The organism is Allochromatium humboldtianum (assembly GCF_013385175.1).
Lineage (GTDB): Bacteria > Pseudomonadota > Gammaproteobacteria > Chromatiales > Chromatiaceae > Thermochromatium > Thermochromatium humboldtianum.
Genome location: NZ_JABZEO010000009.1, coordinates 42,447 through 60,667 on the forward strand (window position 1 = coordinate 42,447; position 18,221 = coordinate 60,667).

20 protein-coding genes are annotated in these 18,221 nt (G+C 65.2%); 6 read left to right on the forward strand and 14 right to left on the reverse strand.

What is annotated here, in order from left to right; genetic code table 11:
- Window positions 1-2: 2 nt before the first annotated feature.
- The 4 genes from HW932_RS21870 to HW932_RS13700 are packed head-to-tail and all read right to left on the reverse strand — an operon-like array spanning window position 3 to window position 1,534.
- On the reverse strand, window positions 3-404 hold the full coding sequence (locus HW932_RS21870; protein ID WP_246296835.1) for a hypothetical protein: 402 nt from the start codon (window positions 402-404) through the stop codon (window positions 3-5).
- Entirely contained in the window at window positions 401-592 is a 192-nt protein-coding gene (locus HW932_RS13690) for a carbon monoxide dehydrogenase (protein WP_176977055.1), read from the reverse strand. Before HW932_RS13690 ends, HW932_RS21870 begins: the two co-directional genes overlap by 4 nt.
- On the reverse strand, window positions 585-950 hold the full coding sequence (locus HW932_RS13695) for a magnetosome protein MamC family protein (RefSeq protein ID WP_176977056.1): 366 nt from the start codon (window positions 948-950) through the stop codon (window positions 585-587). The genes HW932_RS13690 and HW932_RS13695 overlap by 8 nt, the downstream gene beginning before the upstream one ends.
- On the reverse strand, window positions 947-1,534 hold the full coding sequence (locus HW932_RS13700; RefSeq protein WP_176977057.1) for a hypothetical protein: 588 nt from the start codon (window positions 1,532-1,534) through the stop codon (window positions 947-949). The genes HW932_RS13695 and HW932_RS13700 overlap by 4 nt, the downstream gene beginning before the upstream one ends.
- 196 nt (window positions 1,535-1,730) lie before the next feature.
- Here HW932_RS13700 and HW932_RS13705 point away from each other — a divergent pair, with 196 nt between their 5' ends.
- Both HW932_RS13705 and HW932_RS13710 read left to right on the forward strand, forming a co-directional pair.
- A complete protein-coding gene (locus HW932_RS13705; RefSeq protein ID WP_176977058.1) occupies window positions 1,731-2,336 on the forward strand; it encodes an HMA2 domain-containing protein in 606 nt (201 codons plus the stop codon).
- 101 nt (window positions 2,337-2,437) lie between these two features.
- On the forward strand, window positions 2,438-2,791 hold the full coding sequence (locus HW932_RS13710; RefSeq protein ID WP_176977059.1) for an HMA2 domain-containing protein: 354 nt from the start codon (window positions 2,438-2,440) through the stop codon (window positions 2,789-2,791).
- A 114-nt stretch (window positions 2,792-2,905) separates the two neighbouring features.
- On the opposite strand, the gene HW932_RS13715 is transcribed toward HW932_RS13710, so the two are convergent.
- The 9 genes from HW932_RS13715 to pepN all read right to left on the reverse strand — a co-directional run bounded on the left by HW932_RS13715 (window position 2,906) and on the right by pepN (window position 15,392).
- On the reverse strand, window positions 2,906-3,103 hold the full coding sequence (locus HW932_RS13715) for a zinc-finger domain-containing protein (RefSeq protein ID WP_176977060.1): 198 nt from the start codon (window positions 3,101-3,103) through the stop codon (window positions 2,906-2,908).
- 122 nt (window positions 3,104-3,225) lie between these two features.
- Window positions 3,226-4,149 carry a branched-chain amino acid transaminase gene (locus HW932_RS13720; protein ID WP_176977061.1) on the reverse strand — a complete coding sequence of 308 codons (924 nt, stop codon included), beginning with the start codon at window positions 4,147-4,149 and terminating at the stop codon, window positions 3,226-3,228.
- Window positions 4,150-4,232: 83 nt separating this feature from the next.
- The gene (glnE, locus tag HW932_RS13725) at window positions 4,233-7,085 is read right to left on the reverse strand and encodes a bifunctional [glutamate--ammonia ligase]-adenylyl-L-tyrosine phosphorylase/[glutamate--ammonia-ligase] adenylyltransferase (RefSeq protein WP_176977062.1); all 2,853 of its coding nucleotides are present in this window, start codon (window positions 7,083-7,085) and stop codon (window positions 4,233-4,235) included.
- Between the two features lie 23 nt (window positions 7,086-7,108).
- Window positions 7,109-8,023, reverse strand: coding sequence for a D-hexose-6-phosphate mutarotase (locus HW932_RS13730; RefSeq protein ID WP_176977063.1), 915 nt, complete (start codon window positions 8,021-8,023; stop codon window positions 7,109-7,111).
- A gap of 10 nt (window positions 8,024-8,033) precedes the next feature.
- Window positions 8,034-8,450 (reverse strand): type II toxin-antitoxin system HicB family antitoxin, encoded by a 417-nt coding sequence (locus tag HW932_RS13735; RefSeq protein ID WP_176977064.1) that lies wholly within the window; start codon window positions 8,448-8,450, stop codon window positions 8,034-8,036.
- A gap of 3 nt (window positions 8,451-8,453) precedes the next feature.
- Window positions 8,454-8,642 carry a type II toxin-antitoxin system HicA family toxin gene (locus HW932_RS13740; protein WP_176977065.1) on the reverse strand — a complete coding sequence of 63 codons (189 nt, stop codon included), beginning with the start codon at window positions 8,640-8,642 and terminating at the stop codon, window positions 8,454-8,456.
- Window positions 8,643-8,716: 74 nt separating this feature from the next.
- The gene (gene ppdK, locus HW932_RS13745) at window positions 8,717-11,485 is read right to left on the reverse strand and encodes a pyruvate, phosphate dikinase (RefSeq protein WP_176977066.1); all 2,769 of its coding nucleotides are present in this window, start codon (window positions 11,483-11,485) and stop codon (window positions 8,717-8,719) included.
- Between the two features lie 140 nt (window positions 11,486-11,625).
- Window positions 11,626-12,759 carry an LPS export ABC transporter permease LptF gene (lptF, locus tag HW932_RS13750; RefSeq protein WP_246296837.1) on the reverse strand — a complete coding sequence of 378 codons (1,134 nt, stop codon included), beginning with the start codon at window positions 12,757-12,759 and terminating at the stop codon, window positions 11,626-11,628.
- Window positions 12,756-15,392, reverse strand: a complete 2,637-nt coding sequence (gene pepN, locus HW932_RS13755; protein ID WP_176977067.1) for an aminopeptidase N — start codon at window positions 15,390-15,392, stop codon at window positions 12,756-12,758. Before pepN ends, lptF begins: the two co-directional genes overlap by 4 nt.
- 110 nt (window positions 15,393-15,502) lie before the next feature.
- Here pepN and grxC point away from each other — a divergent pair, with 110 nt between their 5' ends.
- Genes grxC through HW932_RS13775 form a run of 4 tightly spaced genes read left to right on the forward strand, consistent with a single transcriptional unit; the run spans window position 15,503 to window position 17,515 of the window.
- Window positions 15,503-15,769, forward strand: coding sequence for a glutaredoxin 3 (grxC, locus tag HW932_RS13760; RefSeq protein ID WP_176977068.1), 267 nt, complete (start codon window positions 15,503-15,505; stop codon window positions 15,767-15,769).
- Window positions 15,762-16,178 (forward strand): RNA-binding S4 domain-containing protein, encoded by a 417-nt coding sequence (locus HW932_RS13765; protein ID WP_176977069.1) that lies wholly within the window; start codon window positions 15,762-15,764, stop codon window positions 16,176-16,178. The genes grxC and HW932_RS13765 overlap by 8 nt, the downstream gene beginning before the upstream one ends.
- A 20-nt stretch (window positions 16,179-16,198) precedes the next feature.
- Complete coding sequence (locus HW932_RS13770; RefSeq protein ID WP_176977070.1) at window positions 16,199-16,651, forward strand: hypothetical protein; 453 nt, start codon at window positions 16,199-16,201, stop codon at window positions 16,649-16,651.
- Between the two features lie 6 nt (window positions 16,652-16,657).
- On the forward strand, window positions 16,658-17,515 hold the full coding sequence (locus tag HW932_RS13775) for an SDR family NAD(P)-dependent oxidoreductase (RefSeq protein WP_176977071.1): 858 nt from the start codon (window positions 16,658-16,660) through the stop codon (window positions 17,513-17,515).
- Here the strand turns inward: HW932_RS13775 and HW932_RS13780 are convergent.
- Window positions 17,501-18,097 carry an EF-hand domain-containing protein gene (locus HW932_RS13780; protein ID WP_176977072.1) on the reverse strand — a complete coding sequence of 199 codons (597 nt, stop codon included), beginning with the start codon at window positions 18,095-18,097 and terminating at the stop codon, window positions 17,501-17,503. The genes HW932_RS13775 and HW932_RS13780 overlap by 15 nt on opposite strands.
- Between the last annotated feature and the right edge of the window lie 124 nt (window positions 18,098-18,221).

Below are 18,221 nucleotides of genomic sequence, written 5' to 3' on the forward strand. Positions count from 1 at the left end.
GATCAGTCGGAATCCGGACGTTGACTGGCGTGATGGAGTTCGGCCTGAGCATCGCCGAAGCGCTCCTTGACCTCCTCCAGACCGCCCTGCAACAGCGACCACGCCTGGACCACGCCCTTGATGGCGGTGCGCTGGACCTGCTCGTTGGTCAGCAGATAGGTCGCGGCGGCGCCGATCAGCAATCCCTTGAGGAAACGGTCGCGCGGCAGGATCGAAGACGACTGGGTGCGTTGCGGCAGTCCCTGGTAGACGGGCATCTGGGCCTGATAGCCGTAAGCGTCCGGCTGCCCCCAATGCGGAGCGGCCGCCGGACCCTGGCCGGCCGGCGGCGGGGTCTGTCCCGGCATCTGTTGCGACATCCAGGGGCCTTGACCTGGAGCGTAGGAACGATTGTCTTGACTCATGCGGATTCTCCGGAAGTCTTGCGATCAGTGGTAGACGGAACCGATGCACTGGCGGAAGCGAGCGTCGCACGGCGCTGGAACAGACCGCGCAGAAACAGAACCAGCGCCGCGCCGGTCAGGGCGCCGCCGATGCCCTCGACGAGATTCTTGCGCACGCCATGCTGATGGCGCTGACGTGTATCAGCCATGCGTGTTCTCCCGACCTTCGGTCCAGTTGGACAGCCCATAGAACACCGCCGAGCCGGCCAGAAACAGCAGACCGAGCCGCGACAATCCCTGATCGCTGAGGCTGGCGGCGATGGCGCCGCCGGCGGCAGTCGCCAAGCCGGCCGTCACCGCACTCTTGCCGGTCTCCAGCACGGCGCGCTGCGGTGTCTGCCCGCCTTCCTGAACCTGACGCAGTTGACGCGAGGCCGCGAGACTGGCGCCGACGACCGCGCCCAGGGTCGCCAGACGCATCAGGTTCGCGCAGTCCGGCCCGGCGAGGTTCGGCGGGGCCGGATACAGCGGATCGAATCTGTCGTAGCTGTACTCATGGGTGCTCATGAGGCCGCATCCGTCTTGTCGGCCTTGGCTACGGCGCCGAACAGGGCCGACTGAACCGAGCCATTGGTCAGGAGCAGCACGGCCGCCGCGCCGACCAGAGCGCCCTTCCAGAAATCGATGTCGTCGAGATCGAGCATCCGGGTCAGACTCGACAGGCCGCTGCCGCCGCCGGCGACCTCGTTGACCAGGTCGCTCACACTGGCCCCATGACCATGCCCCGCGCCCGCGTGCCCCATGCCGGGCTGTCCGGCATTTCCGCTCGGACCCGGCGACGGCTCGGCATAGCCGTATCCGTGTCCGGGAGGCGGCATGGCGCCGGACCAATAGGGCGCGGCCTGTGGCGGCGGCGGATAATAGCCGTGCGGCGGATAGGGATAGGGGTACGGATAGGGCGGCGCGGCCTGGTAGCCCGGTCCTGGTCCGGGACTGCCGGCAGGAGCCTGATGATAGGGGGCGCTTGCTTCTTTCTGGGGCGCGCCCGACTCGGCGCTGCGGCCCTGGCCCTGGCCCTGGCCCTGACTCCAATGATCCGAGCCGGGACCGGAATCCGGCGCATTCTTCGCTTCTTTAGGGTGTTCGCTCATCGGTTCCTCTGTGGGTCGTTGACGGTTCCCGAACGTGATGGCGCCCAACGCGGCCAACCACGATCCAACAGGGGACATAGCTTAAACAGACTGCTCGCAAAATGTAAATAAGATTAAATGTTATTTACATCCAGCTTCGAATCCACTATAAAACTTCCATGGTTTTCGCCCTCAACGCCTTGAGAGTGTCCTGGTCATGCCGAGTCCTGTGAAGACGATGGAGTTACAGTCCAAGCAACTGGAGATCCGCCACCAGATCCCCGGACGGATTCGGTTGCATGTTCCGGCGCTACGGGACGATCCGCAGCTGAGTGAGCGTCTGACGCGCGCACTGACTCAGATCGAAGGGGTGCGTGGTGTGCGCTGGAATCCGGCCTGTTCCAGTCTGGTGGTGTGGCACCGGCGAGCCGGGCCGCTGACTCAGGCGGAATTGGATCAGGTGCTGTATCCGGTGCTCCATCGCGCGGCCGCACGCCGACCGGCGCGGATCGAGTCAAGCCGCGCGGCGCCCGAGGCGCTGAAGATACGCACAGCACTCGCCAAACGACTCCCCTCCCCCACGCGGGCGCAATCTCTCGTCGAGACAACGGCGAACTGGCGTTCCCGGCTGGTGCGGCCGACCTCCTGGCGCCTGCCGTTGCCGATGCGCCTCTCCGCCGCGCGCAAGGTCGCGACGACACCGGCGACCAAACCTGTCTGTCGGCTCTGTCAGCTCAAACTGACGCTGGCGCGCTGGATCTTTGCCGATGTCTGGCGTTGCTGGACGAATGAGCTGACGACGCAGCGTACCCAAGCGCGTTGAGCGATCGCTGAAATCAGGGCTTGCATTCTCGTTTTTTAGCCATAAAATGAGAATGCATCGCATTTAATTGTCATTTCCAGGCATCACCGAGCGAGGTCTCCATGCATCACTCGATCCATCATGTCCCCGGTCGTTTGCGTGTCCGTTCAGCGGCATTCCGGTGCCGGCCCGGAACAGTCGATTCCGCACAGGCTCAACTGCGTGCACTCGACGGCGTCGAGCAGATCCGCTTCAACCGCGCCGCCGGTAGCCTGGTCATCCATTACGATCCGGCACGCCTGGATCATCATCGACTGCTGGAGATGCTCAAAGAGACGGGCTGCGCCGATCTGTCGTCGGCGAGTGAGGCTGTGATCTCGAAGGCGGGTGCGCTGTTCGGGAAGGCGCTCGTCGGAGCGGTCGTCAACAAGGCCGTCGAGCGTTCGGCCTTCCGTCTGGTCAGCGTGTTGCTGTAAGCGAGGAAGCGTGTTCCCGGCGACGAAGGCGCCGCTTCGTCAGCCGAGTCTGAAGCAACAGATCCGGGCACCTCGGTGCGGAAATCCGCTGCCGTCCCGAGGTGTCCGGATTTTTTAGTCGACGAGCCGGTATCCGGCCCCGCAATAAGGACAGACGGCCTCGTGATGCGGGTCGTCCTCGATCGGCAGATAGACCCGAGGGTGCATGTTCCAGACCGGAGCGTCCGGACGGGGACAGCACAGGGGGAGATCCCGGCGGCTGACTTCGATCGGCGGCGACTCCTGGAGCATCGCCGTGGCTGTGCTCGACATCGTTGCGACTCCTCTCGTTGTGACTCGAATGCAGAGACGGTCTCGCTCCGATCTCCAGGCGTTCGATGGGCATCGCCGATGCGCTGCCCATCCTACGCATCAGGGCTTGACCGACAGCGGTCTCAGACCAGCGCCAGCCACTCGGGGTGCTGCTCGCGCCGACCGTGGACCTGATCGAAATAGAGCGTCTGCAAGCGCTCGGTGATGGGACCGCGCGTACCGGAACCGATGGCGCGCCCGTCGATCTCGCGGATCGGCGTCACTTCAGCCGCCGTGCCGGTGAAGAAGGCTTCGTCGGCGATATAGACCTCGTCGCGGGTGATGCGCTTCTCGACCACCTTCAGCCCCAGTTCCTCGCACAGCGTCATCACGGTGCGGCGGGTGATGCCGTCGAGCGCCGAGGTCAGATCCGGCGTATAGAGCACGCCGTCGCGCACGATGAAGATGTTCTCGCCGCTGCCCTCCATCACGAAGCCCGCCGCATCGAGCAGCAGCGCCTCGTCGTAGCCGTCGCGCAGGGCTTCCTGGAGCGCCATCATCGAGTTCATGTAGTTGCCGTTGGCCTTGGCCCGGCACATGGTGGTGTTGACGTGATGACGGGTGAATGACGACACCTTGATGCGGATGCCGTTGCGCATGTTCTCTTCGCCCAGATAGGCCCCCCAGGACCAGGCGGCGACCATGCAATGGACCTTGAGGTTGTCGGCGCGCAGACCCATGCCTTCCGAACCGTAGAAACACATGGGACGGATGTAGGCCGATTCCAGGCCGTTCTCGCGCACCACATCGCGCTGAGCCTGATTGATCGTCTCCTGATCCCAGGGCATGGGCATGCCCAGGATGTGGGCCGAGTTGAACAGCCGGCGGGTGTGTTCCTCCAGACGGAAGATGGCCGTGCCCCTGGCTGTCGGATAGGCCCGGACGCCCTCGAAGACCCCCATGCCATAGTGCAGGGTGTGGGTCAGTACGTGGGTCTTGGCCTCGCGCCAAGGCACCATTTCGCCGTCCAGCCAGATCAGGCCGTCACGGTCCGCCATCGTCGCCATGTGTCTTAACTCCGGTAGGCTCGGGACGCTGCGTCCCGAGTTCGATCTTGAGAAGGGTCCGGGACCGACCGGCGCGCTCGGCGTCAGTCGTCCATCAATTCCTGCCACAAGGCTCGCACGCGCTCGCGTTCGGGCCGTAGCTCGTCGTCGGCCACGGTCTTGGGCTGCTCGCGCAGGGCACTGCGATGATAGGCCGCGCGCAGCGACTTGTAGGCTTCGGTGAGATCCTGGGCGCAGTGCCCCGGAAGCAGATCGAGCCGAGCCAGGGTGTCGAGCAGCCGCACGTTGTCGGTCCAGTCGGTCAGTGCCGGGTGGTCGGCCGCCCAGCGCAGGACAGTGTATTGAACCATAAACTCGATATCGGCAATACCGCCTGCGCCCTGCTTGAGATCGAAACGCCCCTCGCCGCTCTTGTCGAGGTTCTCGCGCATCCTGGCGCGCATCTCGCGCACATCGCGCCTGAGCTGATCGGGATCGCGCGCGCGACACAGGATGGCGCGGCGGATCGCGCCGAAACGCGCCGCCAGCCCCGGATCACCGGCGACCGGACGGGCGCGCACCAGCGCCTGATGCTCCCAGGTCCAGGCGCTTTCGTTCTGATAATGCTCGAAGGACTTCAGTGAGCGCACCAGCATTCCCTTGGCGCCGTCCGGACGCAGTCGCATGTCGACCTCATAGAGCTGACCGGAGGGGGTGCGTGTGGTCACCATATGAATGATGCGCTGGCCGAGCCGGGCATAAAACTGCTCGTTGCTGATCTCCTTGGGACCGTCGGTCATGGCATTGACCGAGTCGCTGCCGTGCAGGAACACCAGATCCAGATCCGAGCCATAGCCCAGTTCGATGCCGCCGAGCTTGCCATAGCCGAGGATCAGGAAGCCGCTGTCCTCGCCCTTGATGGCGGTCGGCCGGCCATGACGGGCGACCAGATGGGCGTGCGACAGATCGAGCACGCGCCGGACCGCGACCTCGGCGATCTCGGTCAGATAGTCGCTGACGACCATCAGTGAAATGGTCGCGGTCAGGTCGGCGGCGGCCACCCGCAGCTGATTGCCCTGGGCGAACTGGTGCAACCGCTCCATCTGCTGCTCCAGATCTTCGGCATCGACATGGGCGAGCAGCGCGTCGAGTTCGGCCTCCAGACTCTCGCGGCGCAGGGGCGCATAGAGCCGGCGCGGGTCGAGCAGTTCGTCGAGCAGCAGCGGATGGCGTCCGATCTGATCGGCGAACCAGGGGCTGAGACTGGAGAGCTGGATCAGATGGGTGAGGATCAGCGGATGTTCGGCGAGCATCGCCAGATAGGCGCTGCGGCGCACGATGGCTTCCATCACACGCAACACGCGCTCCAGCGCCGGATCGGGATGGGCGCAGCCGGCGGCGACGCAGAGGACATGCGGCATGATCAGACCGAGACGCTCGTGTCCGCGCGTGCTCAGCCCCTTGCGCACACAGGATTCGCGAAACTGCTGGACGCGGGTGCGCACACCCTCGGGATCGGCGAAACCGGCACGTTCGAGCAGTTCCAGTTCATGGGCGGGGTCGCGGTCGCCGTGCCAGACGGCGCTCAGCGGGGCGTCTTCGACCTCAGTCTCGGTCGCCGGCAAGGCGAAGACGGCGTCGAACTGTTCCTGGACCAGATGACGATGGGCGTTCAGATCTACCGCAAAGGAGGCCCAATCCGTATAGCCCATCGAGCGGGCGAGCCGGAGCTGTCCGGGGCCGTCGTCCGGCAGGCGATGGGTCTGCTGATCGCGATGGGCCTGGAGCCGGTTCTCGACCAGACGCAGAAACACATAGGCCGCGTCGAGCTGGGCGACGGCCTCGGCCGGCATCAGCTCACGCTGGGCCAACAGCGCCAGTACGGTACGGATCGGGCGCACCTGGAGTTCGGGATCGCGCCCGCCGCGCACCAGCTGGAACGCCTGACCGATGAACTCGATCTCGCGGATGCCGCCGGGGCCGAGCTTGATGTTGGCGTCCATGCCGCGCCGGTAGAGTTCCTTGGCGATCAGGCGTTTGAGTTCGCGCAGCGACTCGAAGGCGCCGAAATCGAGATAACGCCGGTAGACGAAGGGGCGCAGCATGGACATCAGTTGTTCGATGTCGTCCGGATCGCCGGCGACCGGACGCGCCTTGATCATGGCGTAGCGTTCCCACTCGCGCGCCTGGGACTGGTAGTAGTCCTCCATCGCCTGGAAGCTCATGGCCAGCGGCCCGACCTCGCCGAAGGGTCGCAGTCGGGTATCGACCCGGAACACGAAGCCGTCGACGGTCTTGTTGGCCAGCGCCTGCACCAGACGCTGCCCGAGACGGACGAAGAACTGCTCGTGACTGAGCGGACGCCGTCCGCCCTCAATGGCGCCCGGCTGGGCAAAAGCCAGGATCAGGTCGATGTCGGAGCTGAGATTGAGTTCACGCGCCCCGAGCTTGCCCATGGCCAGCACCAGCAGGTGCAGCGGACGGCCGGACACATCGCGCGGCGTGCCCAGCTCGGCACAGGTCCAGGGATAGAGCCGGTCGAGCGCGCCCCGGATACAGACATCGGCCAGTTCGGACAGGTCTTCCAGCGTTTCTTCCAGCGGGGCCAGACCGGCGATGTCGCGCCAGATGATCCGCATCATCTCGCGGCGGCGGAACAGGCGCAGCGCCTTGTGGAGTGTGGTCTCGTCCTCGGCGCCTTCCAGTCGCGCATCGAGCCGCGCGGCCAGATCACCGACCCCATAGGTTCGAGCAAGATCGCCGCTCGCGATCAGCTCGGCCAGATCGGCCGGATGGCGCGCGGCCGAGATCGCAACATACTCGCTCGCCTCCCACACCCGCCGCCGTGCCGGCTCGAATTCGGGGTCGTCCGGCGGGGTCAGACCCTGTTCAACGGCCCAGTCGAGCCAGTCTTGCCAGTGGGATTCGGTCAGGGAGTCGGACGGTGCATCGGACATGGCTGGCTTCACAGTGCAAACGGTTACAGGGATTCGAGGCGATACTCGGCGCCGATCCGCACCTCCTGCCGGGGCGCGACTCGGATCACTTCGGAAGCGGCGTTGACGGTCTCGACACAGACAAAACGCCGGTAGTCCTCGTCGTCGAGGTCCGGCATCGACCGCGAGCCGGCGATCCAGGGGTTCCAGACCACGCAGGTGTGACTGTTGTGGCTCTCGATGCGGATACGTCGGCTGAGCGCCTTGTCCTCGATTGTGAGGCACTGCGGCACAGACTCATAGATGCGGTTGACCTCGGCCTCGAGTCCCAGCGAACCGGACTGGACGCCGGCCGCATCCGGCGGCGCATCCGCCGCCTTGTCGAGATAGCGGCAGCCATCGAGTCCGAGGACATGAGTCTGAGCCGGATCGCCGATCTTGAAATAGGCGTGCAGCCCTTGAGTAATCGTGAAGGGTTCGTCACCGGCATTGCGGGTCGTGAGCGACACCGACAGGGTCGAACCGACCGTCACCTCGACCCAGAGATTGAAGTAATGCGGCCAGAGCGCGTGCGTCGACTCATCATCACCCAGACCGAACCGCACCCAGATCGCACCATCAGGCCGCATCTCACATGCCAGCACCGACCAGTCCCTCAGGCGCGCAAAGCCGTGGATGATCCGCTCCGGTTCAGCCGGATCACGCCCGAACCACGGCCAGCAGATGGGCACGCCACCCTTGATCTCCTGATCCGATGCGAAATAGGCGCACTCGCTGACGAACAGCAGGTCGTCGCGCGCCTCGGTCGGGCGATAGGACAACACCTGAGCGCCATGCGTGGTCAGGGTCGCCTGCGCCGGACCGTTGTCGATCTCAATCAGCGTCAGACCGCCCTGCCCCTCGACGAAGCGCAGGACGTTGGGGAGTGCGAAGGCTGCATTCAGGGCATCGAGATCCATGCGTCTTGCCTCATTGGTTCCGGCATGGCCCTTCGCGCCCCATCGCCTCGCTGGCGACCTGGGTCAGAAAGGCCGAACGGCTCAGATGACGCGCCCTGGCGTACGCATCGATGCGCTGGAGCAACCGTCGCGGCACCCGGATATGGATCTTCTCGGTCGGTCCGAAATAGCGCTCGATCGGTGCATCGATCACCACCCACACCGCCCCGGCGAAATCCGGATTGGACTGATGCTCGGCGAGCGGACGCGGACAGGGCACGGCGTCCCCATCATCCATCAGCAGTTCGACATGGGCATCGATCGCCTCGTAGGCATTCTCTATCGCCTGATCCAGACTCTCACCCGCCGAGAAGCACCCCGGAAGATCGGGCACCGTGACCCCATAGGTCACGCCATCATCAGTATGCAGGGCCAATGCCAATCGCATAACTCACTTCCAGGGCCAGCCGGCCTGACGGTAGATGCTGCGCAGGGTCGGCAGCGGAATATCGGTTTTCGGATGCGGCACCGTGACCAATCCCGGCTGTCCAGGCCGCCGGAACTGATGATGCGAGCCTTTCACGCGCACCAGCACCCAGCCGTCGGACTCCAGGCGCTTGATCACATCGCCGCTTTTCATGGTGAAGCGCCCAAATCATCAGCCGAGCCTCGCGCGATCGTCAGACGACGGCACGAGGCCGGCCGGTTTTGCCCTCAACCTGACTTCAAGGCCGCGTGCGCCGCCGCCAGACGCGCGATCGGCACGCGCGGACCCGAGCAGCTCACATAGTCCAACCCGGCCTGATGACAGAAGGCGATCGAGGCCGGATGCCCGCCGTGCTCGCCGCAGATGCCGACATGCAGATCGGGCTTGACCGCCCGTCCCCAGTCCACCGCCAACTGCATCAGCTTGCCCACGCCCTTCACATCGAGCACGTCGAAGGGATTGTCCTGCAACAGACCCGATTGATTGTAGAGCGGCAGGAACTTGTTCTCGGCATCCTCACGCGAGAAGGAGAAGGTCGCCTGGGTCAGATCGTTGGTGCCGAAGGAGAAGAACTCGGCCTCCTCGGCCAGCGAGTCGGCGCGCATACAGGCGCGGACCACCTCGATCATGGTGCCGAACTGGAATCTGACCGGCTTGCCGTAACGCGCGGCGACCTCGGCATGGATGCTGTCGACATACTCCTTGACCTTGCGCAGCTCCTGCACGGTACAGACCTGCGGCACCTTGATCTGCGGATGGACCTCGATGCCCGACTTGGCGCACTCGGCCGCCGCTTCCAGGATGGCGCGCACCTGCATCCGGTAGATCTCGGGGAAGGTCATGCCGAGGCGCACGCCGCGATGACCGAGCATGGGATTGGTCTCGTAGAGGGCGCGCACCTTCTTGAGCATCGCCTCCTTCTTGGCGATCGCCTCCTCGACCACGGCCGGATCGACCATGTGACGCGCGGTCTCGACCTCGCGGCGCAGGCTCTCGGAGGCATGCAGCAGCCCCATCGCCCCGGCCAGCACCGTCACGCCGCGCGCGCTCTGCGCCAGTGCCCGCAGTTCCGACAACTCGCGTTCGAGCACATGCTCGTCGGGCAGGAACTCGTGGATCGGCGGATCGAGCAGGCGGATGGTGACAGGATGCGGCGACATCACCTCGAACAGGTCATGGAAGTCCTGACGCTGCAAGGGCAGCAGCCGGTCGAGCGCCTCCTGGCGCGCTTCCGGCGTCTCGGCGACGATCATCTCGATGACGATCGGCAAGCGCTCGACGTCGTTGAACATGCGCTCGGTGCGCGCTAGACCGATGCCGACTGCGCCATAGCGGCGCGCGCGCCGTGCGTCGTCCGGGGTGTCGGCATTGGCCAGCACCTTGAGCTTGGACATTTCGTCGGCCCAGCCGAGCAGGGTGTGCAGCTCGGGCGTGAAGTCCGGTTCCACGGTCGGGATCGCGCCCAGATAGACCCGACCCGAGGTGCCGTCGATGGTGATGACGTCGCCTTCCTTGAAGCTGGTCAGCCCGACGCGCGCCTCGCGCCGGTCGACGTCGACGCTGATGCCCTCGGCACCGGCCACACAGGGTTTGCCCATGCCGCGCGCGACCACGGCCGCGTGCGAGGTCTTGCCGCCGCGCGAGGTCAGGATGGCTTCGGAGGCGAAGAAGCCGTGGATGTCCTCGGGCTTGGTCTCCTCGCGCACCAGGATGACCTTCAGCCCCTGGCCCTTGCCCAGATGCTCGGCGCGGTCGGCATCGAACACCGCGATGCCGGAGGCCGCGCCCGGCGAGGCCGGCAGCCCCTGAGCGACCGCCTCGGCCTTGACGTTGGGGTCCAGACGCGGGAACAGCATCTGTTCCAGCGACTCGGGCGCGATGCGCAACAGCGCCTGTTCCTTGGTGATGAGTCCTTCGCGTTCCATCTCGACCGAGGTGCGCACCATGGCGACCGTGTTCATCTTGCCGTTGCGGGTCTGGAGACAGTAGAGCTGACCCTGCTCGATGGTGAACTCGAAGTCCTGGACCTCGTGATAGTGGCTTTCGAGCTTGTCGCGCAGTTCGTCGAGCTGGTCGGCCAGATCGGGCATCTCGACCTTGAGCCGGTCGAGCGGCTTGGGCGTGCGGATGCCGGCGACCACGTCCTCGCCCTGGGCGTTGACCAGATATTCGCCGTAGAGCTTGTTCTCGCCGGTGGCCGGATTGCGGGTGAAGGCCACGCCGGTGGCCGAATCGTCGCCACGGTTGCCGAACACCATGGTCACGACATTGACCGCCGTGCCGTTGGCCATGTCCGGGGTGATGTGGAACTGTTTGCGATAGTCGACCGCGCGCTTGCCGGACCAGGAGTTGAAGACGGCCTTGATCGCGATCTCGAGCTGCTGATAGGGATCGGTCGGGAAGGGGTGTCCCGTGGCGTCCTCGACCACCTTGAGGAAGCGCTCGCAGGTCTCGCGCAGATCCGTGGCCGAGAGATCGACGTCCTGCTTGGCGTGGGCGGCCTCCTTGATGGCGGCGAACTCCTTGTCGAAGGCGTCGTCGGGCACGCCGAGCGCGACCTTGCCGAAGAGCTGGATGAAGCGCCGATAGGCGTCATAACCGAAGCGCGGATCATCGGTGGCACGGATGACGCCCTGCAGGGTCGCGCTGTTGAGGCCCAGGTTGAGGATGGTGTCCATCATGCCCGGCATCGACATCGCCGATCCCGAGCGCACCGAGACCAGCAGTGGATCGTTCGGGTCGCCGAAGCCCTTGCCGGTCTTCTGCTCCAGGGCGCGCATCTGCTCATGGACCTGTTCGATCAGGCCGGGCGGCAGGGCGCGCCTGGGTTCGTCGAGATATTCCAGACAGGCTGCCGTGGAGATGACGAATCCGGGCGGGACGTTCAGCCCGATCTGGGTCATCTCGCACAGGTTGGCGCCCTTGCCGCCGAGCAGCTTCTTGTCCTTTCCATCGCCGTCCTCGAACGCAAAGACATACTGAGTCGTAGTGTCCATCGATGGGGTCCGCCTCTTCTCTTTGGTTGGTGTGATGGGTCTGGCGCTCCGGGTGACATGCTGCCATATCCGAAGCGACCGGGGTATCTCGGATTTTTTACGCAATCCGATGGATCATCGACCAGGCGTCAATCATGGAATCAATGACATGACGGCACACCTCGTAGACGCCGACTCAGCCGTTTGAGCCAAAAGGTCTCGGGCAGCAGCAGGAGATGCACGAACACCAGGATCGCAAACTGATACCAGAGACTGCCGAGCCATTGCGGCGTGACCCCGGTGGCCATCCAGCTCTCGGCGAGGCGTTGCAGGTTGAAGAAGCTGAAATAGGCCAGCAACGCCAGCAGCACGCGCCCGGTGGCGCGTCGGCGCGGCGAGGGATCGACCAGAGGAATGGCCAGCAGCACCAGGGTCAGGATGGACAGCGGAGCGGACAGCCGATGTTCCAGCTCCACGCGATCGGCCGGATCGTCGGAACGCATCAGATCCGGTGTCGGGATGGTGGCACGCTTGTTAGAGGCGCGTTGAGTCGGCCCCTCGCCGGCGAGTCTCAATTCGTATTGCTCGAAGTCGCTGATCAGATAGGCCCCGGAGCCAGCCCGGCCATCGAAACGATGGCCCTTATTCAGTGTAACGAGGTGATCTCCGGTCGCGTCCTCGATGCGATGCCGGCCCGACTCGCTCACCACCAGGCGCGTTCTGTCGCCTCGCCGATCGAGGACGAAGACGTCGCCGAGCGCCTTGCGCTGGTCGATCTCGCCGATGTAGACCACGACCTCGCCGCGCTGCTCGACGTAGAAACGTCCCGGCTGGAGTCCGGCGATCTGGGCCGCCTGTTCCTTCTGCTGGAGCCGGATCTCCTGGATGCCGGCGGCGGCGTGCGGCTTGAGATCGAGCGCGATCCAGCCGGTGACGAGCGCCACCGGCACGGCCAGGATCAGGAAGGTGCGATAGAGCCGCGGCGGCCCTACGCCGCAGGCCTGCATGGCGATCAGTTCGCTGTCGCGCGAGAGGCGCGCCAGTGTCACCAGGATCGCCAGGAAGAAGGCCGGGGGCAGCAGGGTGGAGACATCGCGCTGGATCTGGAGGCTCAGATAGCGAAAGACCACGTCCACGCCCAGACCGCCGAGGTTCACCTCCTCCAGGGTGCGCAGGAACATCAGGCTGGCGAGGATCAGCACCAGCACCAGCACGATGGACAGGAAGACCTTGGCGGCTTCACGCAGCAGATAGCGATCGATCAGGCCGAGCATGGGGCTTCGGGTACCGATCATGCCAGCGCCTTGGAGACGACCTCGAAGACGTCGGACGACAGCTCAGAACGCCCCAGCACGCGCTCCAGTTCGGCCCGCATCAGCGTCTGACGCTCCGAGTCGAACCGGCGCCAGCGCACCAGCGGCTTGAGCAGCCGCGCGGCCAGCAACGGATTGACCGGGTCGAGTTCCAGCACCCGATCGACCAGGAAGTGATAGCCGGCCCCGTCGGCGGCATGGAAGCGCACCTGATTGACGTTGCTGAAGGTGCTGACCAGGGCGCGCACGCGGTTGGGGTTGCGCGCGCTGTAGTCCGGGTGCTTCAGGAGCGCCATCACCCGTTCCAGGGCATCCGGGCGCGGGGCCGAGGCCTGGACCGAGAACCACTTGTCGAGCACCAGCGACTCGCCCGCCCAACGCCGATGGAAGGCGTCGAGTGCGGCGTCCGCTTCAGCCCCGCCCTGCTCGGCTAGCAGTCGCAGGGCGGCCATGACGTCGGTCATGTTGTGCGCGGCCTCGAGCTGGGCGTGACAGAGCGCCAGCCCCTCCTCGTCCCCGGCACGCATCAGATAGGCCAGCGCCAGATTCTTGAGCGCCCGCCGGCCGATCGCCTCGGGACTGAAGACATAGTCGCCAGTCTCGGCGTTGGCGTGATAGACGGCGAGCAGATCGTCACGCAGCCGCTCGCCGATATGTTGCGTCAGCTGACGATGGGCGCGATGGAGTCCGTCGACATCGATCACCGTCATGCGATCACTCAGATAGGTCTCGCTCGGCAGGCTCAGCACCTCGGCGAGCAGCGCCCGATCGGCGCTCATGTCGCACAGGGCACGCCGGCAGGCGGCGATGTAGTCCTCGGGGATGGGATGCGCGACATCGTTCGTCAGGGCCAGCAGCAGACGCTCGTGCAGCGTTTGAGCCGCATCCCAGCGGTTGAAGCCGTCGCTGTCGTGGGCCATGAGGAACATCCGGTCGGCGTCGCTCAGATCGTCATGCACCCGCACCGGCGCCGAGAAGCCGCGCAGCAGCGAGGGCACCGGGCGTTCGCTCAGACCGGTGAACGTGAATCGATGCTCGGGTTCAGTCAGCTCCAGCAGGCGCGTGCCGAGCGCCGGGGGGGCGGACTCGCCCGCCAGCCACACCGGCAGGTCGCGCCCATCGGCGCCGAGCAGTCCGATAGCCAAGGGGATATGGAAGGGCTGTTTGATCGGCTGACCCGGCGTCGCCGGCGTCTGCTGGCACACGCTCAGGGTGTAGGCGCCGGCCGTCGCGTCGTACTCGCCCCGGATGTGCAGCTCGGGCGTGCCGGCCTGCTCGTACCAGCGCCGGAACTGGGTCAGATCACGCCCGCTCGCGCCCTCCATGCAGCGCACGAAGTCCTCGGTGGTCACGGCCTGGCCATCGTGGCGCTCGAAATAGAGATCGGTCGCACGTCGGAAGGTCTCGGGACCGAGCAACGCGGCCTGCATCCGTACCACCTCGGCGCCCTTGTCATAGACGGTGGTGGTGTAGAAGTTGTTGATCTCGATATAGGAATCGGGGCGCACCGGATGAGCCAGCGGCCCGGCGTCCTCGGGGAACTGATGGGCGCGCAGCGTCCGCACATCGCGGATGCGCTTGACGGCGCGCGAGCCGACATCGGACGTGAACTCCTGATCGCGATAGACGGTGAAGCCTTCCTTCAGACTCAACTGGAACCAGTCGCGGCAGGTGATGCGGTTGCCGGTCCAGTTGTGGAAATACTCGTGCGCGATGACGCTCTCGATGCCGTCGAAATCGGCGTCGGTCGCCGTGTCGGGACGGGCGAGCACGAACTTGTCGTTGAAGACGTTGAGTCCCTTGTTCTCCATCGCGCCCATGTTGAAGTGGCTGACGGCGACGATCATGTAGATGTCCAGGTCGTACTCGCGCCCGAAACGCTCCTCGTCCCAGCGCATCGCCTTCTTGAGCGAGCGCATGGCGTGAGCGCCCTTGTCGAGATTGTGCGGCTCGACGAAGATCTGGAGCTTCACGTTCCGTCCCGAGGCCGTGACGAAGCCGTCCTCGATCACACTCAGGTCACCGGCGACCAGGGCGAACAGATAGCTCGGCTTCGGGAAGGGATCTTCCCAGGTGACGCTGTGGCGTCCGTCGGGGAGTTCAGCGCGTGCGACCGGGTTGCCGTTGGACAGGAGTACAGGAAAGCGCGTCCGGTCGGCAATGAGCGTGGTGGTGTAGCGCGCCATCACGTCCGGGCGGTCGAGGAAATAGGTGATGCGCCGAAAACCCTCGGCCTCGCACTGGGTGCACAGCAGATCGCCGGACTGATAGAGCCCTTCGAGCGCCGTGTTGAGGCCGGGGTGGATCTCGACCCAAGTCTCCAGCGTGAAACGATCGGGCACCCGATGCAGAGTCAGCCCCTCGCCGTCGACCCGATACTCGGCGGGCGTCAGGACGTGCCCATCGATGGCTACCTGCGTCAGTTTCAGGTGCTCGCCATGCAGACGCAGATGGCCATCGCCACGGGTCGCCGCCGGATTACGCCGCAGCGCCAGCCGCGCTTCGACGCGCGTGCACTCGGGATCGAGTTCGAAGCGCAGCTCCACCCGATCGATCAGGAACTCGGGCGGACGATAGTCCTTGAGATGGATGGGATGCGGGGTTTCGCGATACATGGTGCAACCTGAGCGTCTGAGAGGGAAGTGTGAACGACACGACTTGACTGAAGCGGAGCCAGGGGTGAAGCTCGCACACCAAGGTCAATCTTCGCAATAGTTCGGAAACCATGCCACAGGTCACTGTCTACACGACCCAAACCTGCCCCTACTGCGACCGCGCGCGGCGTCTGCTCAAGCGCAAGGGCGTCGACTTCGCCGAGATCCCGGTCGATCACGACCGCGCACGCATGGCCGAGATGGTCGAGCGCAGCGGCCGGCACACGGTGCCGCAGATCTTCATCGACGACTTCCACGTCGGCGGCTATGACGACATGGCGTTGCTCGACATGGAGGGCGAACTCGACGAACGCCTCGGACTCGACACCGATGACTGAGCGCACCGCCGATCCGGCCGACGCCATCCGGCTCGACAAATGGCTGTGGGCGGCGCGCTTCTTCAAGACCCGTCAACTGGCCATCGAGGCCATCAACGGCGGCAAGGTCCATGTCGACGGCCAGCGCGTCAAGCCCAGCCGCGTCATACGTCCCGGCAGCCGGCTGGAGATCCACAAGGATAGCCTGAGCTGGGAGATCGAGGTGCTGGCGATCAACAAACAACGCCGTCCAGCCGCCGAGGCCGCGCTGCTTTATGCCGAATCCGAAACCAGCCGGCTCAGACGTCAGGAACTGGTCCGCGAGCGGCGCGAACTCGGTTCGGCGATCCCCGACAGCAAGGGCCGTCCCACCAAGCGCGATCGCCGCCAGATCCAGCGCTTCACCGAACACGGCGACTCGGCCGGCTGAGCCGGAGCAGGGGGCGCGCCATGGACAACGACGCCTTCCGCGACACCTACCGCGCCGTCAACGAGCGTTTCTGTCCCTATGAAAAGACCATCCTGACCGGCAACGGCGGCTGTTCGCTGGCGCGCAAGTTCTGCATCGCCGAGCGCGAAGGGGTGCAGTGCGACTCGGCCCAGGCGCAGGCCGACTGTCTGGCCCTGCTCGAAGCCCTGAGACGCCAGGCCCGCTTCGCGCTCAAGTCGACCGACACCCACAGCGCCCTGCCCCACAACAAGGCCATGCGCATCCAGGTCGGCGGACTGCGCGGACTGTGCGCGGTCTTGGAGCCGGACGCTGACGTCCCCAGCTACATTGATGACATCAGCGCCACGGTAGCGGCGTCGATCCGGGAGTTCGGCACACTCGACGCCCTGCCCTACTCGCTCATCCTGCGCGAGATCGCGCACTATCAGCCACGCAAACGTCAGGGGCGGTGAAGCTCGATGAAGACAGCACTCGTCACAGGCGCCAATTCCGGTCTGGGCCGCGCCATCGCTCGCGGGTTGGCCGCCGCCGGCTGGCGCGTGGGTCTGGTCGCACGGGATCGGGCGCGCGGCGAAGCGGCCCTGGCCGAGATCCGCTCCGCCACCGGCAATACACATCTGCAACTCTTCGTCGCCGATCTGGCCAGTCAGGCCGAAGTGCGCGCCCTGGCCGAATCCGTGCTGCAACACTTCGACGCCCTGCATCTGCTGGTCAACAACGCCGGCACGGCCTTTCGTGAGCGGTGCCTGACCCCGGACGGGATCGAACGCGCCCTGGCCGTCAATCATCTGGCGCCTTTCCTGCTGACTCACCGGCTGCTCGACCGCCTCACCGCCAGCGCACCGGCACAGATCATCAACGTCGGCACGCGCATGAACACCGCGATTGATCTCGACGACTGGAACTGGGAGCGGCGTCCCTATCGGATGATGGCGGCCTATGGTCAATCCAAGCTCGGCAACCTGCATTTCACCTTCGAGCTGGCGCGACGGCTCGCGGGTACGGGCGTGCGGGTCAACTGTGTCTTTCCAGGCGTCTTCCGCTCCAATCTCGGCGGCACGGATGGCGCTCAGGGGCTGTTCTGGCGGCTGGTCGACCGGCTGATCGGATGGGCGCTGCCCACACCCGAACGCGCCGCACGGGGCATACTGCGGCTGGCCGTCGACGACTCCTTGGCGCAGGTCGCCGGCGCCTATCTCTGGAATGGGCGGCCGATCCAGACGCCGGCCCAGGCACGCGATCCCGAACTGAACCGGCGTGTCTGGACGCTGAGTCTGGCGGCCACGGGACTTGGAGACACATCAAGCCACCAGTGAGAGCGACTCGCTGGATTCGCTGGAGCGATAGGACGAGCCATAGGCGTCCATGAGCTGCATGACGCGCCGCATCACGAACAGATCGGGCCGGGTGGACTGTTCACGGCTGACGGACTCAGCAGAGGCTGTCGCGGCGGCTTCTGTGGCCTGCTGCGCCTCGGCCTCCTCGTCGGCGAGCTGACTGTTGAACGTCTGCGCAAACTTCATCGCCTCGGCGCCCAGCACCTCGGCACGCCCTTGCAGAAACGAGAGACTGTCGGTCAGCGAGCGCATCCCCTCGGTGAGATCGTCCGAACTGACCTTGCCGTCGCCATCCATGTCGAGCGCGGCAACCACATCCTCGACGCCTGGAAGCGTCAAGTTTTCGTCGGATTCATCCTCTGACTCACCCAGACCCAGCGCGGTGAAGGCCGTTTCGAAGTCTTCGGCATCGAGATAGCCCTTGCCCTCGGTGTCCAGATTGGAAAAGACCCGTTCCAGGGTCTGGGTGCGTTCCTGGTAGTCGCGGGTGATGGCGCTCGACGCTCCATAGAGCTTGGAGCCGATGTCGCCAAGGCCGCTCGTGATCGTGCTGATACTCATCTTGTCAAACTCCCGACGGCTGAGGGTACAGGATCGCCCAGGGAGCGATGATCGAAACGATCATCCGACTCCGGGCGGCTCGTATCCCATGGCAGCAAGCGTCGGGCCAGTTTGCACAGGCGCC

Excerpts from the sequence above, each read along its gene's own strand:
- HW932_RS21870 (WP_246296835.1), bottom strand. The coding sequence starts at position 404 with ATGAGTCAAGACAATCGTTCCTACGCTCCAGGTCAAGGCCCCTGGATG.
- HW932_RS13690 (WP_176977055.1), bottom strand. The coding sequence starts at position 592 with ATGGCTGATACACGTCAGCGCCATCAGCATGGCGTGCGCAAGAATCTC.
- HW932_RS13695 (WP_176977056.1), bottom strand. The coding sequence starts at position 950 with ATGAGCACCCATGAGTACAGCTACGACAGATTCGATCCGCTGTATCCG.
- HW932_RS13700 (WP_176977057.1), bottom strand. The coding sequence starts at position 1,534 with ATGAGCGAACACCCTAAAGAAGCGAAGAATGCGCCGGATTCCGGTCCC.
- HW932_RS13705 (WP_176977058.1), top strand. The coding sequence starts at position 1,731 with ATGCCGAGTCCTGTGAAGACGATGGAGTTACAGTCCAAGCAACTGGAG.
- HW932_RS13710 (WP_176977059.1), top strand. The coding sequence starts at position 2,438 with ATGCATCACTCGATCCATCATGTCCCCGGTCGTTTGCGTGTCCGTTCA.
- HW932_RS13715 (WP_176977060.1), bottom strand. The coding sequence starts at position 3,103 with ATGTCGAGCACAGCCACGGCGATGCTCCAGGAGTCGCCGCCGATCGAA.
- HW932_RS13720 (WP_176977061.1), bottom strand. The coding sequence starts at position 4,149 with ATGGCGACGATGGCGGACCGTGACGGCCTGATCTGGCTGGACGGCGAA.
- glnE (WP_176977062.1), bottom strand. The coding sequence starts at position 7,085 with ATGTCCGATGCACCGTCCGACTCCCTGACCGAATCCCACTGGCAAGAC.
- HW932_RS13730 (WP_176977063.1), bottom strand. The coding sequence starts at position 8,023 with ATGGATCTCGATGCCCTGAATGCAGCCTTCGCACTCCCCAACGTCCTG.
- HW932_RS13735 (WP_176977064.1), bottom strand. The coding sequence starts at position 8,450 with ATGCGATTGGCATTGGCCCTGCATACTGATGATGGCGTGACCTATGGG.
- HW932_RS13740 (WP_176977065.1), bottom strand. The coding sequence starts at position 8,642 with ATGAAAAGCGGCGATGTGATCAAGCGCCTGGAGTCCGACGGCTGGGTG.
- ppdK (WP_176977066.1), bottom strand. The coding sequence starts at position 11,485 with ATGGACACTACGACTCAGTATGTCTTTGCGTTCGAGGACGGCGATGGA.
- lptF (WP_246296837.1), bottom strand. The coding sequence starts at position 12,759 with ATGATCGGTACCCGAAGCCCCATGCTCGGCCTGATCGATCGCTATCTG.
- pepN (WP_176977067.1), bottom strand. The coding sequence starts at position 15,392 with ATGTATCGCGAAACCCCGCATCCCATCCATCTCAAGGACTATCGTCCG.
- grxC (WP_176977068.1), top strand. The coding sequence starts at position 15,503 with ATGCCACAGGTCACTGTCTACACGACCCAAACCTGCCCCTACTGCGAC.
- HW932_RS13765 (WP_176977069.1), top strand. The coding sequence starts at position 15,762 with ATGACTGAGCGCACCGCCGATCCGGCCGACGCCATCCGGCTCGACAAA.
- HW932_RS13770 (WP_176977070.1), top strand. The coding sequence starts at position 16,199 with ATGGACAACGACGCCTTCCGCGACACCTACCGCGCCGTCAACGAGCGT.
- HW932_RS13775 (WP_176977071.1), top strand. The coding sequence starts at position 16,658 with ATGAAGACAGCACTCGTCACAGGCGCCAATTCCGGTCTGGGCCGCGCC.
- HW932_RS13780 (WP_176977072.1), bottom strand. The coding sequence starts at position 18,097 with ATGAGTATCAGCACGATCACGAGCGGCCTTGGCGACATCGGCTCCAAG.